At 64.3% G+C, this 12,852-nt stretch carries 10 protein-coding genes; 9 read left to right on the top strand and 1 reads right to left on the bottom strand.

The features are described from left to right. The first annotated feature begins 32 nt into the window (after positions 1-32). From NDO48_RS27140 to NDO48_RS27130, 3 genes are read left to right on the top strand one after another with little or no spacing between them, the layout of a single operon-like run. Positions 33-1,676: an ABC transporter substrate-binding protein gene (locus NDO48_RS27140; protein WP_026227731.1), complete on the top strand. Its 1,644-nt coding sequence runs from the start codon at positions 33-35 to the stop codon at positions 1,674-1,676. Next, positions 1,666-2,610 (top strand): acetamidase/formamidase family protein, encoded by a 945-nt coding sequence (locus tag NDO48_RS27135; RefSeq protein WP_026227732.1) that lies wholly within the window; start codon positions 1,666-1,668, stop codon positions 2,608-2,610. The genes NDO48_RS27140 and NDO48_RS27135 overlap by 11 nt, the downstream gene beginning before the upstream one ends. A 46-nt stretch (positions 2,611-2,656) precedes the next feature. Continuing rightward, positions 2,657-4,453, top strand: a complete 1,797-nt coding sequence (locus NDO48_RS27130) for an ABC transporter ATP-binding protein (protein ID WP_018430643.1) — start codon at positions 2,657-2,659, stop codon at positions 4,451-4,453. A gap of 434 nt (positions 4,454-4,887) precedes the next feature. Here NDO48_RS27130 and NDO48_RS27125 read toward each other — a convergent pair whose 3' ends face one another. After that, complete coding sequence (locus tag NDO48_RS27125) at positions 4,888-5,199, bottom strand: hypothetical protein (RefSeq protein ID WP_018430644.1); 312 nt, start codon at positions 5,197-5,199, stop codon at positions 4,888-4,890. A gap of 399 nt (positions 5,200-5,598) precedes the next feature. Between NDO48_RS27125 and NDO48_RS27120 the strand changes: the two genes are divergently transcribed. The 6 genes from NDO48_RS27120 (at position 5,599) to NDO48_RS27095 (ending at position 12,650) form a co-directional block, all read left to right on the top strand. Next, positions 5,599-7,104: an NAD-dependent succinate-semialdehyde dehydrogenase gene (locus NDO48_RS27120; RefSeq protein WP_018430645.1), complete on the top strand. Its 1,506-nt coding sequence runs from the start codon at positions 5,599-5,601 to the stop codon at positions 7,102-7,104. Positions 7,105-7,176: 72 nt separating this feature from the next. Beyond that, on the top strand, positions 7,177-8,226 hold the full coding sequence (locus tag NDO48_RS27115) for a transporter substrate-binding domain-containing protein (protein WP_018430646.1): 1,050 nt from the start codon (positions 7,177-7,179) through the stop codon (positions 8,224-8,226). 23 nt (positions 8,227-8,249) lie between these two features. Continuing rightward, positions 8,250-9,347 (top strand): amino acid ABC transporter permease, encoded by a 1,098-nt coding sequence (locus tag NDO48_RS27110; protein ID WP_018430647.1) that lies wholly within the window; start codon positions 8,250-8,252, stop codon positions 9,345-9,347. After that, positions 9,344-10,423, top strand: a complete 1,080-nt coding sequence (locus NDO48_RS27105) for an amino acid ABC transporter permease (protein WP_018430648.1) — start codon at positions 9,344-9,346, stop codon at positions 10,421-10,423. The genes NDO48_RS27110 and NDO48_RS27105 overlap by 4 nt, the downstream gene beginning before the upstream one ends. A 29-nt stretch (positions 10,424-10,452) precedes the next feature. Beyond that, positions 10,453-11,127: a GntR family transcriptional regulator gene (locus NDO48_RS27100; protein WP_018430649.1), complete on the top strand. Its 675-nt coding sequence runs from the start codon at positions 10,453-10,455 to the stop codon at positions 11,125-11,127. A 140-nt stretch (positions 11,128-11,267) separates the two neighbouring features. Next, positions 11,268-12,650: an aspartate aminotransferase family protein gene (locus tag NDO48_RS27095; RefSeq protein WP_018430650.1), complete on the top strand. Its 1,383-nt coding sequence runs from the start codon at positions 11,268-11,270 to the stop codon at positions 12,648-12,650. Positions 12,651-12,852: the final 202 nt, after the last annotated feature.

Here is a 12,852-nt window from a genome sequence, read left to right as displayed (position 1 = left end):
CCTATCAAACAACAAAGAAAGGGAACATGGAGATGAAAAGATACCTGGCTTCAACCGTCGCCGCCTCGGCGCTGGCGCTGTTCATGGCGGCGATGCCCGCTTCGGCGCAGGAAAAGCTCGACCCCAACGCCAAGCAGGGTGGCGACATCGTCATCACCTACAAGGATGACGTTGCGACCCTCGACCCGGCCATCGGCTACGACTGGCAGAACTGGTCGATGATCAAGAGCCTGTTCGACGGGCTGATGGACTACGAGCCCGGCACGACCACGCTCCGGCCCGATCTCGCCGAAAGCTATGAGATCTCGCCCGATGGCAAGACCTTTACCTTCAAGCTGCAGAAGGGCGTGAAATTCCACAATGGCCGCGAGATGACGGCCGAAGACGTGAAGTATTCGCTCGACCGCGTCACCAATCCGAAGACGCAGAGCCCGGGCGCTGGCTTCTTCGCCTCGATCAAGGGCTTTGACGATGTCGCCAGCGGCAAGACCGAAAGCCTCGAAGGCGTCACCGTCGTCGACCCCTCGACGGTCAAGATCGAGCTGACGCGGCCTGACGCGACCTTCCTGCACGTGATGGCAATCAACTTCAGCCACGTCGTGCCGAAGGAAGAGGTGGAGAAATACGGCGCCGACTTCGGCAAGAACCCCGTCGGCACCGGCGCCTACAAGATGGCCGAATGGACGCTCGGCCAGCGCCTCGTCTTCGAGCGCAACGCCGACTACTGGCGCAAGGGCCTGCCCTACCTGAACAAGATCACCTTCGAGATCGGCCAGGAGCCGATCGTGGCGCTGCTGCGCCTGCAGAAGGGCGAGATCGACGTGCCGGGCGACGGTATCCCGCCTGCCAAGTTCCAGGAAGTCATGAACGATCCGCAGCAGAAGGAGCGCGTCGTCGTCGGCGGCCAGCTGCACACTGGCTACGTGACCATGAACACGACCATGCCGCCCTTCGACAATGTGAAGGTGCGCCAGGCGATCAACATGGCGATCAACAAGGACCGCGTCGTCCAGCTGATCAACAACCGCGCAGTGCCGGCAACGCAGCCGCTGCCGCCGTCGATGCCGGGCTACGACAAGGACTACAAGGGTTATGCCTACGATCCCGCCAAGGCCAAGGCGATCCTGGCCGAAGCCGGGCACCCCGAAGGGTTCGAGACCGAATTGTTTGCCATGAACACCGACCCCAACCCGCGCATCGCCCAGGCGATCCAGCAGGATCTGGCGGCCATCGGCGTCAAGGCCAAGATTCAAGCGCTGGCCCAGGCCAACGTCATCGCCGCCGGCGGCGACAAGGCCGGTGCGCCGATGATCTGGTCAGGTGGCATGGCCTGGATCGCCGACTTCCCGGATCCGTCGAATTTCTACGGCCCGATCCTCGGCTGCGGCGGTGCTGTGCCCGGAGGCTGGAACTGGTCCTGGTATTGCAACGAGAGCCTCGATGCCAAGGCGGCCGAAGCCGACTCCATCGTCGACCCGACCAAGGTGGCGGAACGCTACAAGCTGTGGAGCGACATCTACGCCAAGGTGATGGAAGATGCGCCCTGGGCGCCTGTCTTCAACGAGCAGCGTTTCACCATGCGCTCGCCCCGCATGGCCGGCGACGACAAGCTCTATGTCGATCCCGTCCATATCCCGATCAACTACGACTATGTGTATGTGAACGATGTGCAATAACTGCAACTACACCATCCATGGGCGTAGCCATCATTTCGGTTGGGACAACTCGTTTGTCCCAACCGAGAGGGTGACGCCCGGTTCGACCATCGAGTTCGAATGCCTGGATTCCTCCGGCGGCCAGTTCACGCCCGACAGTACCGTTGCCGACGTCGGCAAGATGGACTTCGCCAAGGTCAATCCTGTCACCGGACCGATCTATGTCGAGGGTGCCGAACCCGGCGACGCGCTCAAGGTGACGATCGAGCAGTTCAAGCCGTCAGGTTTCGGCTGGACGGCCAACATCCCGGGTTTCGGGCTGCTCGCCGACGACTTCAAGGAGCCGGCGCTCAACATCTGGAAGTATGACGCCGCCTCGCTCGAGCCCGCTCTGTTCGGCAAGAACGGGCGTGTGCCGCTGAAGCCCTTCGCTGGGACGATCGGCAACGCGCTGGCCGAAACGGGCCTGCATTCGGTGGTTCCGCCACGGCGCGTCGGCGGCAATCTCGACATTCGCGATCTGGCTGCGGGCACCACACTCTACCTTCCGGTGGAAGTGGCCGGAGCGCTTTTCTCGGTTGGCGACACCCACGCCGCGCAGGGCGACGGCGAGGTCTGCGGCACCGCCATCGAAAGCCCGATGAACGTCGTTTTGACGCTCGATCTGGTCAAGGACGCCAGGCTGAAGACGCCGCGCTTCACCACGCTCGGTCCGGTAACCCGCCACCTTGACGCCAAGGGCTATGAGGTCACCACCGGCATCGGTCCGGATCTGATGACCGGCGCCAAAGAAGCGGTGGCCCAGATGGTCGACCTTCTTGCCGGCCGCTACAACATGAGCGCCGTCGATGCCTACATGCTGTGCTCCGTCTGCGGCGACCTGAGGATCAGCGAGATCGTCGACATGCCGAACTGGGTGGTGTCGTTCTACTTCCCAAGGTGCGTGTTTGAATGAACGTCGTGACGGTGAGGTTGCCCATGCCCCTGATGGTGCCAGCCACATGAGCGCGCTTGGCGCGGGATCACCAGGAGAGGGCAGGGCTGAAGGCCTGCCCGTTCTCGCGGTCTCCGACCTCACCGTGTCGGTCCGCGGCGAGGATGGCGAACGCGCCATCGTCAGCGATCTGTCGTTTACGCTCCGGCGTGGCGAAACCCTGTGCATCGCCGGCGAATCCGGGTCCGGCAAGTCGATCACGTCGCTGGCGATCATGGGGCTTTTGCCTCAGCCGGCCGCGCGCATCTCGGCGGGCTCGATCCGGCTCGGTGAGACCGAGATTTCGCAGATGCCTGAAGGACAGCTCAGGGAGGTTCGCGGCAACCGCATCGCCATGATTTTCCAGGAGCCGATGACTTCGCTCAATCCGGTGCTGACCATCGGCCGGCAGCTGACCGAGGCGATCAGGACGCATGGCGACGTTCCCAAGGCAGAGGCGCGCCGCAGGGCCATAGAGGCGATGAAGGCGGTTCGCATTCCTGATGCCGAGGGCCGCTTCAGGCAGTATCCGCATGAACTCTCTGGCGGCATGCGCCAGCGCGTCATGATCGCCATGGCCTTGGCGCTGAAGCCCGACGTGCTCATAGCCGACGAGCCGACGACGGCCCTCGACGTCACCGTCCAGGGCGAGGTGCTGGAGCTTTTGCGCGACCTGCAGAAGATGCAGGGCACGAGTGTCATCCTGATCACCCACGATATGGGCGTGGTTGCCGAGATGGCCGACCGCGTCATCGTCATGCGCCATGGCCGCAAGGTCGAGGAAGGCGCGACGCTCGACATCTTCGAGCGCCCCCAGGCCGAGTATACCCGCGAACTCTTGGCCGCAGTGCCGAAGATGGGAGCCGGCAGGGCAAGGTCTGTACAGGCAGACGAAGCCGCGGTGCCGGTGACGGTCCCTGTGGCCAGCATCCGCGACCTGCATGTACGCTTCGATCTGCATGGTGGGTTCTTCGGGAGGGTCGACCGGCGCGTGCATGCGGTGGAGGGGATCAACTTCGATATCGCCCCCAACGAGACCGTTTCCCTGGTGGGTGAATCCGGCTGCGGCAAGTCGACCACCGCCAAGGCGATCGCCGGGCTGGTGCCTTTTGCCGGCGAGATTGCGATCAACGGCCGGAACCTTGCATCGCTCGACCGCGCCGGCAGGATGGCCGTCAAGCGCGACGTGCAGATGATTTTCCAGGACCCTTACGCATCGCTCGATCCGCGCATGCGGGTTGGTGAACTCGTCGCCGAGCCGCTGCTGATCCATGGGCTCGGCTCGGTCCGCGAACGTCGCGATCAGGTGGCCCATCTCTTCGAACGGGTCGGGCTTTCGGCCGACCAGATGGAACGCTATCCGCATGAGTTCTCGGGCGGGCAGCGGCAACGCATCTGCATTGCCCGGGCGCTGGCGCTGAAGCCGCGCCTGATCATCGCCGACGAAAGCGTTTCGGCGCTGGATGTGTCGGTGCAGGCACGGGTGCTTGGGCTGCTGCGGGAACTGCAAGCCGAGTTCGGCCTGTCCTACCTGTTCATTTCCCATGACATGGCGGTCGTCGAAAACATCTCCGACCGGGTCGCGGTCATGTATCTCGGGCAGATCGTCGAGATGGGCACGCGCGAGCAGATTTTCGCGAACCCGCGCCATCCCTACACCAAGCGGCTGCTGTCCGCTGTTCCGCAGCCCGATCCGCGGCAGCGGCGCGGCAGTTTCGAGCGCCTGGACAGGGAAATTCCGAGCCCGGTGCGCAAGGTGGGCGATCCGCCGAAGCGGCTCGACCTCGCCGATGTCGGCGGCGGCCACCTGGTGGCGCTCGGCTGACCGCTAGAGCGTTTCCGCTTTTCTTCGGATCGCGGAATCCGGCCACGGTGTGAGCCGCGTTGCACCAAATCCAACGGCTTAAAATCGGCCGGTACAAGGGGTGGAGGGGGCCTGGGTCGTTTCCCATGTACCGGCCGCCGCGTGCCTTCTGGCCAAGGCCCGCGGAAAGGAATGTGCTGCACCGACCGATGTCGAAGGCGATGTCAGGCCAGAATGGGCGGGACGGATGCCTTACCTTGCCACGACACAGTACAGGGCAGGCCCGTCAACGGGCGTTCAAAAAGGCCCCTCATGATCTTGAATCTGTCGACGATTCCTTTTGAAAATCGCCTCCGGGCTCGGCGGCCCGGGAGCTCGAAACCGCGACTCGTGTCAGCCGGGAATCCGATTTTCGGATCGATGCGCCAGGGCAATTCCAAGAAAGCGAAGCGCGGCTAGCGGCAAGGGGCCAGATAGGTGATTGGCCTGCCGTAACGGTCGTGCATCGGCCGGCCGTGGCTGTCGAGGCGCTGAAAGCGGCATTCGCCCGGCGCGGTTCCGGCACCTATCATCGCGCCGGCGACGCCGCCGATGGCCGCGCCTGCCAAGGTTGACCCGGTGTTGCCCCCGATCGCCTGGCCGACCAGCGCGCCACCGGCGGCACCGATGGCGCCGCCGCCGAGCGCGCGTTCCTGTGGCGTGTTGCAGGCCGTCGAGGCAAGTGCGACGAGGGAAAGAACTGCTGCCGTAACCGCCAATCGCGTCATGAAATCATCTCCTTAAACGCTCGTGTGGGCGGCCGCCGGCTTAGCTGCCGCTACCTGCCGGAGACGTAGGAAACTCCGGGCCGCACGAAGCTGCTTTCCGGCATCATTAGCCGGTCCCGCGGGCGAAGTGATTAGCAAGGAATCCCAAAGCTATGCTTTGCGCCCCATTTGCGGCTGCGGCTTCGGTCCCGAAGGCGGCATGGAGTGGGCGCTTTTCCATCCGGCGCTTGTCAGGCCAAGCATAAGTCCGGTCGATACGGACGGCCTCTTCGTAGCCTCCCCAGCCAGAGCCGTCCAATCACTGGTCCAGCGCGAAGCTGGCTTGACTCTATGTGATTTGGAGTTTGATATATCAAACGTCAGATTTCAGATTTTGAGAATACCGGGACCACCTCGCGCATGACCTTGCATCAGAGTTCGCACCATCCCCTCCTCGGACAGTTGGCCGATCCGTCGCTGTTGCGGCAGCAGGCCTATATCGACGGCCAATGGGTCGATGCCGACGGCAAGGTGACGATCGCGGTGACCGATCCGGCCACCGATGCCGTCCTCGGCACGATCCCCGACATGGGCGCTGCCGAAACCCGCAGGGCCATCGCGGCGGCCGACCGGGTCCGCAAGGAATGGGCAGCCCTTGCCGCACGCGAGCGGTCCGCAATCCTGCGCCGCTGGTTCGAGCTGATGCTCGACAACGCCGAGGACCTGGCTCGAATCATGACGGCCGAGCAGGGCAAGCCACTCTCCGAAAGCCGTGGTGAGATTCGCTACGCGGCGTCCTTCGTCGAGTGGTATGCCGAAGAGGCCAAGCGCGTCTATGGCGACCTCATCCCGGCGCCCAAGGCGCAGTCGCGCATCATGGTGATGAAGCAGCCAGTCGGGGTGGTGGCCGCGGTCACGCCGTGGAATTTCCCCAGCGCGATGATCACCCGCAAATGTGCGCCTGCGCTCGCCGCCGGCTGTACCGTCGTGATCAAGCCCTCCGAGTTCACGCCCTATTCGGCGCTGGCCCTTGCCGAACTTGCCGCTCGCGCCGGAATTCCGGCCGGCGTGCTCAACATCGTCACCGGCGACGCCCAGGCGATTGGCGGCGAGATGACCGGCAATCCGATCGTGCGCAAGGTGAGCTTCACCGGCTCGACGCGCGTCGGCAAGCTCCTGATGCAGCAGTCCGGCGCCACCGTGAAGAAGGTGTCGATGGAGCTCGGCGGCAACGCGCCGGTCATCGTCTTTGCCGACGCCGACCTCGATGTCGCCGTGCACAACGTCATGGCCTCGAAGTTCCGCAACACCGGCCAAACCTGCATCTGCGCCAACCGCATCTATGTCGAGGACGCCATCCATGACGCCTTCATTGCCCGCTTCAAGGCGGCGGTCGAGGCGCTCAAGGTCGGCAATGGTTTCGAAGACGGGGTCGAGCAGGGGCCGCTGATCAACCCGGCGGCGCTGACCAAGGTCGAGAGTCACATCGCCGATGCCGTCGCGAGGGGCGGCAAGGTCGCCACCGGCGGCAAGGCGCATAGGCTCGGCGGCACCTTCTTCGAGCCGACCATCCTGACCGATGTCGACGACACCATGCTGTTCACCAAGGAAGAGACCTTTGGACCGGTGGCGCCGGTGTTCCGCTTCACCGACGAGGACGAGGTGATCGCTGCCGCCAACGCCACCTCGGCGGGGCTGGCCGCCTACATCTTCACCCGCGACCTCGACCGCATGTGGCGCGTCACCGAGGCGCTCGAGACGGGTATGGTCGGCGTCAACGAAGGCCTGATCTCCAACGAAGTGGCGCCGTTCGGCGGCATCAAGGAATCCGGCGTTGGCCGGGAGGGCTCCAAATACGGAATCGAGGAGTTCCTGAACCTCAAATATGTCTGCCTGACGCAGAACCCGCGTCGGGCGGCCTCCTAGGCTTCCGGCGGGTCGAAGGCACGGCCCGCTGCGAAAACCACCATCGCCAAACAACACAAGAGAGGGAATAAGATGACGTTTTCCTGGAGGATTCAGGGCCACGCCCTGGGGTGCCTGACGGCACTCGCCATGGCCGGTGCGATGCTCGCGCCGGTCGAGGCGCAGGCCGGCAAGGTGCTCGACAATATCAAGCAGAAAGGCAACCTCACCTGCGGCGTCGGCCAGGCCGTTCCGGGCTTCTCGGCGCCGGCCGCCAATGGCGAGCTCGCCGGCATCGACATCGACTACTGCAAGGCGATGGCTGCCGCGATCCTCGGCGACGCCAGCAAGGTCACCTACCGCCAGACCTCGTATTCCGAGCGTTTCGTTTTGCTCGCCTCGGGCGAGATCGACGTGCTGGCCCATGACACGACGACCACGCTGAACCGTGAAGGCGCTCAGAAGGCCCGCTTCACCTTCCCGAACTACTTCGACGGCTACACCTTCATGGTGCCCAAGTCGCTCGGCGTCGAAAGCCCTGACCAGTTGGCCGATGCCACAGTCTGCATCCTGCAGGGCTCGACCTTCGAGGTGAACACCGAGAACTTCTTCAAGTCGCGCGGCCTCAAATACACCCCGCTGGTGCTCGGCACCTGGGAGCAGCTCGACGCGGCCTTCTTTGGCGGTCGTTGCGACGCCTTCGGCGGTAACTACGGCAACCTTGCCGGTTCGCGCGTCGCCCATGGCAATGTCGATGACTATGTCATCTTCCCGAACTTCCTGACCCTCGAGCCCTATGCGCCTTCGGTCTACGGCGACGACGAGGAACTCTTCGTGATCGCCCGCTGGGTGATGGCAGCGCTGATAGAGACCGAACGTCTCGGCGTCACCCAGGCGAATGTCCAGGACATGGTCGCCAAGTCGTCCGATCCGGAGATCCAGCAGCTTCTGGGCGCCAAGCCGGGCAACGGCAAGGATCTCGGCCTGTCGGAAGACTGGGTGGTCAAGATCGTCTCGGCCGTCGGCAACTACGGCGAAAGCTTCGAGCGCAATCTCGGCAAGGGCTCGCCGATGAAGCTCGACCGCGGTCTCAACGATCTGTGGACCAAGGGCGGCCTCATGTTCGCGGCGCCGTTGAGATGATCAGTCGGGAACGTCTCCATGGTGTGACGTTTGTTGTGGCAGCCACCGCCGTCGTGGCGTGGCTGTCATACAACTTCTCTGCCAATCTGGCCGCCAAGGGCATCGTCATCGACTTCGGCTTCCTGCGCGAGGCAACGTCGTTCCCGATCGGCGAGTCGATCATCGCCTACAGCTCCGGCGACACCTATCTCAGGGCGTTGACTGCCGGGCTGCTCAATACCATCAGGCTGGCGCTCGCCAGCATCGTTTTGGCTTCCGTGTTCGGTGTGCTCGTCGGTCTGGCTGCCCGCATCGGCCATCCCCTGCTGACGCGGCTTGCCAAGGCCTATGTCGAATTTACCCGCAATGTGCCGCTGCTGCTGATCCTCGTGGTCTGCGCCACTGCCGTGCGCGCCCTGCCGAACCCGCGCCAAGCCTGGGCGCCGGTGGATGGCGTGATGCTTTCCAGCCGTGGCCTCTACATGCCGTTGCCCGTCTTCGCCGACGGCATGGCCTTGGCCATTGCAGCACTGGGGCTGGTCGTTGCGTCCTGGAGCGTCTGGTATCTGGCGCTGCGCAGCAAGAATGAGACCGGCATCTTCCCTGTTCTCGGCAAGCTTGGTTTGGCCGGCTGCGGCGCGGCGTTCATTGCGCTGTGCTTCTGGGCCGTCGCCATGACGACGCTCGACCGTCCGGCCCTTGTCGGCTTCAATTTCCGCGGCGGCTGGAGCGTGACGCCTGAATATCTGGCGATGCTGTTCGGCCTTGCCTTCTACACCTCCGGCTTCATCGCCGAGATCGTCCGCGGCAGCCTGGCGGCACTTCCCAAGGGCCAGTCGGAGGCGGCGGCCTCGCTGGGGCTGGGGTCGTTCCTGACACTCTGGCTGGTGTTGGCGCCGCAGGCGCTGCGGCTGATGCTGCCGCCACTGGCCAACCAGTATCTCAACCTGATCAAGAACACGACGCTTGCCGTGCTGATCGGCTATCCCGACCTGGTCTCCGTCGGCAACACGGCGCTCAACCAGACCGGCCGGGCCATCGAGACCGTGACCATCTATCTCCTGATCTATCTGTCGCTCAGCCTTGTGACCTCTGTCGTCATCCGCAGGCTGGAACGGCGCGCCCAATTGGTGAAGCTATGAGTGATGTCGCCATCGCCACGGTCGCCCGTGATCGTCCGACCTTCAAGGCTCGCCTGAGCCCCTATTTCAAGCCGTGGCCGCATGCCGCCATCACCGTGCTCGGTGTGCTGCTGCTCGGTTATGCGGCCCTGACGCTGCTCCGCTGGGCGGTGCTGGACGCCACCTTCGGCACCGCGACGCCCGACGAGTGCCGCGCCGCCGGCGGGGCGTGCTGGGCGATGCTGACCGAGCGCTACCACATCATTTTGTTCGGCAGCTATCCGGCCGGCGAGTACTGGCGTCCGGCGCTCGCCGTGGCTCTCGTCCTTTCCGTGCTGATTGCCAGCGGCTTCAGGCAGCTGTGGAAGCCGGCGCTCCTGTTCGCCTGGATCGCGGTGATGGTGGCGAGCCTTGTGCTGATGGCTGGCGGGGTGTTTGGCCTTGCCCCCGTTTCGACCAGCCGCTGGGGCGGCCTGCCGCTGACGGTCGGCCTGTCTGCCTTCGGCATCGTACTGGCGCTGCCGCTGTCGGTGCTGCTGGCGCTCGGGCGCCGCTCCAAGAGCAAGGTGGTGAAGCGCTTCTGCGACGCCTATGTCGAGGTCGTGCGCGGCTTGCCGCTGCTGGCTGTCCTGTTCGTCGCCTCGACGATGCTGCCGCTGCTGTTGCCTGGCGGCAGCATGATTGACACGATCCTGCGCGCCCAGATCGCCCTGATCCTGTTCCAGGCGGCCTATCTGGCCGAGGCGATCCGCTCCGGTCTTGAGGCGGTTCCGAGGGGGCAGACGGAAGCTGCGCAGAGCCTCGGCCTGCCGGATGGGCTGGTGTCGCGGCTGGTGGTTTTGCCGCAGGCGTTCCGAATCGCCCTGCCGGCGATCATCAACACCTTCATCGAGTCGATCAAGGACACCACGCTGATCAGCGTCATCGGCCTGATCGACGTGCTGGGTGGCGCACGCGGGGCTATTGCAGATGGCACCTGGATGGGCTTTTACCGTGAAGCATATCTGGCCGTCGGTCTCGCCTTCTTCGTGTTCTGCTATATCCTGTCGCTCCACTCGCGGCGGCTCGAGCAGGAATTTGCCAATGAACGCAGGTAACCGGCTCATGTCTTCAGCAGGAACGCCCAATGCTCGATGAACGCAGGCAGGTCTATAAATCTCTGGTTCAGGACACCCTGAACGAGCAGATCTACAGGCAGATCAAGGAAAAGCTGATCACCGGCGAGTTCCGTCCCGGCGACAGGCTGGTGCTACGCAAGCTGTCGGCGACACTGGGAACCAGCCCGGTACCGGTGCGCGATGCGCTGCAGAAGCTGGAGAGCATCGGCGCGCTGAGGTTGGAGCGGACCTTCTACGTGCCCAATCTGACGCCGGGCGAACTGGCCGAGATCCGCGACATCCGCGTGGCGCTCGAAGGCCTTTCCGCCGAGCGCGCCGCCGAGCATTCGTCTCCCGAGACGATGGTGCCGCTGACAAGCCACTTCAACGCCCTAGCCAAGGCGGCGAGCAATAATGACGCAAGCCTGTTCCTGCGCGCCAACGCTCGCTTCCATCTCGAGATCGCGCGCATGGCGAACTCGCCGATCCTGTTCGACATGATCGAGCCGCTGTGGCTGCGCATGGGGCCGTCGGTGCGCATGGCCAAGGCGCAGCCCGGCCGCCTCAAGGAGGCCATCCCGCCCCATGAGGAGGCGCTGCACGCCATTGCCGCGCATGACGGTGCAACCGCCAGGGCGGCAGTGCTTCAGGACATAGTCGGGTGCTTCGGCATCCTGGCCAACACTGGCGACGACCAGCCATGAGAACGCCGCCCGACTAACCGCCAACCCGGGCGATCCACAAAAGTTCATCGACCCGACCGCCTTCAGCACAGAGGGCGGCGATCCTGACGTGCGCCCTGCGGCAAGCCGCCAACGGGCCGAAAACAACCGGAGGTAACTTCATGTCCAGACCGAATTCCACCGCCACCCGCGACATCGCCCACCAACTCCACCCTTACACCAACGCCGTCCGCCATGCCGAGATCGGCCCGATCGTGATGGATCGCGGCGAGGGCATCTATGTCTTCGACGATCAGGGCAATCGCTACATCGAGGGCTTGGCAGGCCTGTGGAGCGTGGCTGTCGGCTTCGGCGAGAAGCGCCTGGTGGCGGCGGCGACGAAACAGCTCGACAAGCTGCCCTACTACCACACATTCGCCCACAAGTCGCACATGCCCTCGATCGAGCTCGCCGAGAAGCTCGCCGAGATGGCGCCCGAAGGCCTGTCGCATGTCTTCTTCACCAATTCAGGCTCGGAAGCCAATGACACCATCGTCAAGCTGGTCTGGTACTACAACAACGCGCTCGGCCGCCCGGCGAAGAAGAAGTTCCTGGCGCGCACCCAGGGCTATCATGGCGTCACCGTTGCCGCCGCCAGCCTGACCGGCCTGCCCAACAACCATCGCGACTTCGACCTGCCGGCGATCCCGGTCCGCCACCTGACCTGCCCCCATTTCTACCGCTTCGGCAAGCCGGGCGAGACAGAGGCGCAGTTCGTCGAGCGACTGGCTGCCGAGCTGGAAGCGGTGATTGCCGAAGAGGGCGCCGACACCATCGCCGCCTTCATCGGCGAGCCGCTGATGTCGGCAGGCGGCGTCATCCCAGCACCTGAAGGCTATTGGCAGAAGGTACAGGACATTTGCCGCCGCAACGATATCCTCGTCGTCGCCGACGAGGTCATCACCGGCTTCGGCCGCCTCGGCACGACCTTCGGCTCCGACTACTACGGCATCAAGCCGGACCTGATGACGCTGTCGAAGCAGATCACCTCGTCCTACCAGCCGCTGGCCGCCGTGATGATCTCGGACAACATCTTCAAGGCGGTAGCCGACAACAGCGGCAAGATCGGCACCTTCGGCCACGGCTACACTGCAACCGGCCACCCCGTCGCCACCGCCGTTGCCCTGGAAAATCTGGCGATCATCGAAGAGCGCAAGCTGGTCGAGAACGCCGCCGCCATGGGAGAAATCCTGCAGAAGCGGCTTGGCGCGCTTGCCGCGCACCCGCTGGTGGGCGAGGTGCGTGGCGCCGGCCTGATCGCCGGCGTCGAGCTGGTGGCCGACAAGGCCACCAAGGCGCGCTTCGAGGTGCCGGGCAAGGTAGGCGCCTATGTCTTCGCCAGGGCCCACCATCACGGCCTGATCGTCCGCAACATCCTGGACACGCTCGCCTTCTGCCCGCCGCTGATCATCACCGAAGAGCAGATCGAGACAATGGTGCAGGCGTTCGAGCGGACCCTGGACGATACCGCCGAGTGGATCGCCGCCGGCCAGCCGGCCTACTGAGGCGGCATGCCCGCATGACTTCGCCGATGCCGGCACCAAGCCGGCATCGGCCCCGCGCCCGGTACATGAACAGAGTAAGGAGGTTCTGATGGCGGCTGAGAATACGGTGAGGGCCGACGATCTCGAGGTCGATCGCGCCAAGATGCATATCTCGACGACGGATGTCGCCATCGACATCGTCGGCATGCACAAGTGGTATGGC

The sequence above is a fragment of the Aminobacter sp. MET-1 genome (genome assembly GCF_026521175.1).
GTDB lineage: Bacteria > Pseudomonadota > Alphaproteobacteria > Rhizobiales > Rhizobiaceae > Aminobacter.
The sequence above is the reverse complement of the archived record's forward strand: the minus strand, read 5'-3'. Positions and strand labels throughout refer to the sequence as shown.

Coding starts and splice junctions, on each gene's coding strand:
- NDO48_RS27115 (WP_018430646.1), top strand. CDS start 7,177: ATGACGTTTTCCTGGAGGATTCAGGGCCACGCCCTGGGGTGCCTGACG.
- NDO48_RS27095 (WP_018430650.1), top strand. CDS start 11,268: ATGTCCAGACCGAATTCCACCGCCACCCGCGACATCGCCCACCAACTC.
- NDO48_RS27140 (WP_026227731.1), top strand. CDS start 33: ATGAAAAGATACCTGGCTTCAACCGTCGCCGCCTCGGCGCTGGCGCTG.
- NDO48_RS27125 (WP_018430644.1), bottom strand. CDS start 5,199: ATGACGCGATTGGCGGTTACGGCAGCAGTTCTTTCCCTCGTCGCACTT.
- NDO48_RS27130 (WP_018430643.1), top strand. CDS start 2,657: ATGAGCGCGCTTGGCGCGGGATCACCAGGAGAGGGCAGGGCTGAAGGC.
- NDO48_RS27135 (WP_026227732.1), top strand. CDS start 1,666: ATGTGCAATAACTGCAACTACACCATCCATGGGCGTAGCCATCATTTC.
- NDO48_RS27100 (WP_018430649.1), top strand. CDS start 10,453: ATGCTCGATGAACGCAGGCAGGTCTATAAATCTCTGGTTCAGGACACC.
- NDO48_RS27120 (WP_018430645.1), top strand. CDS start 5,599: ATGACCTTGCATCAGAGTTCGCACCATCCCCTCCTCGGACAGTTGGCC.
- NDO48_RS27105 (WP_018430648.1), top strand. CDS start 9,344: ATGAGTGATGTCGCCATCGCCACGGTCGCCCGTGATCGTCCGACCTTC.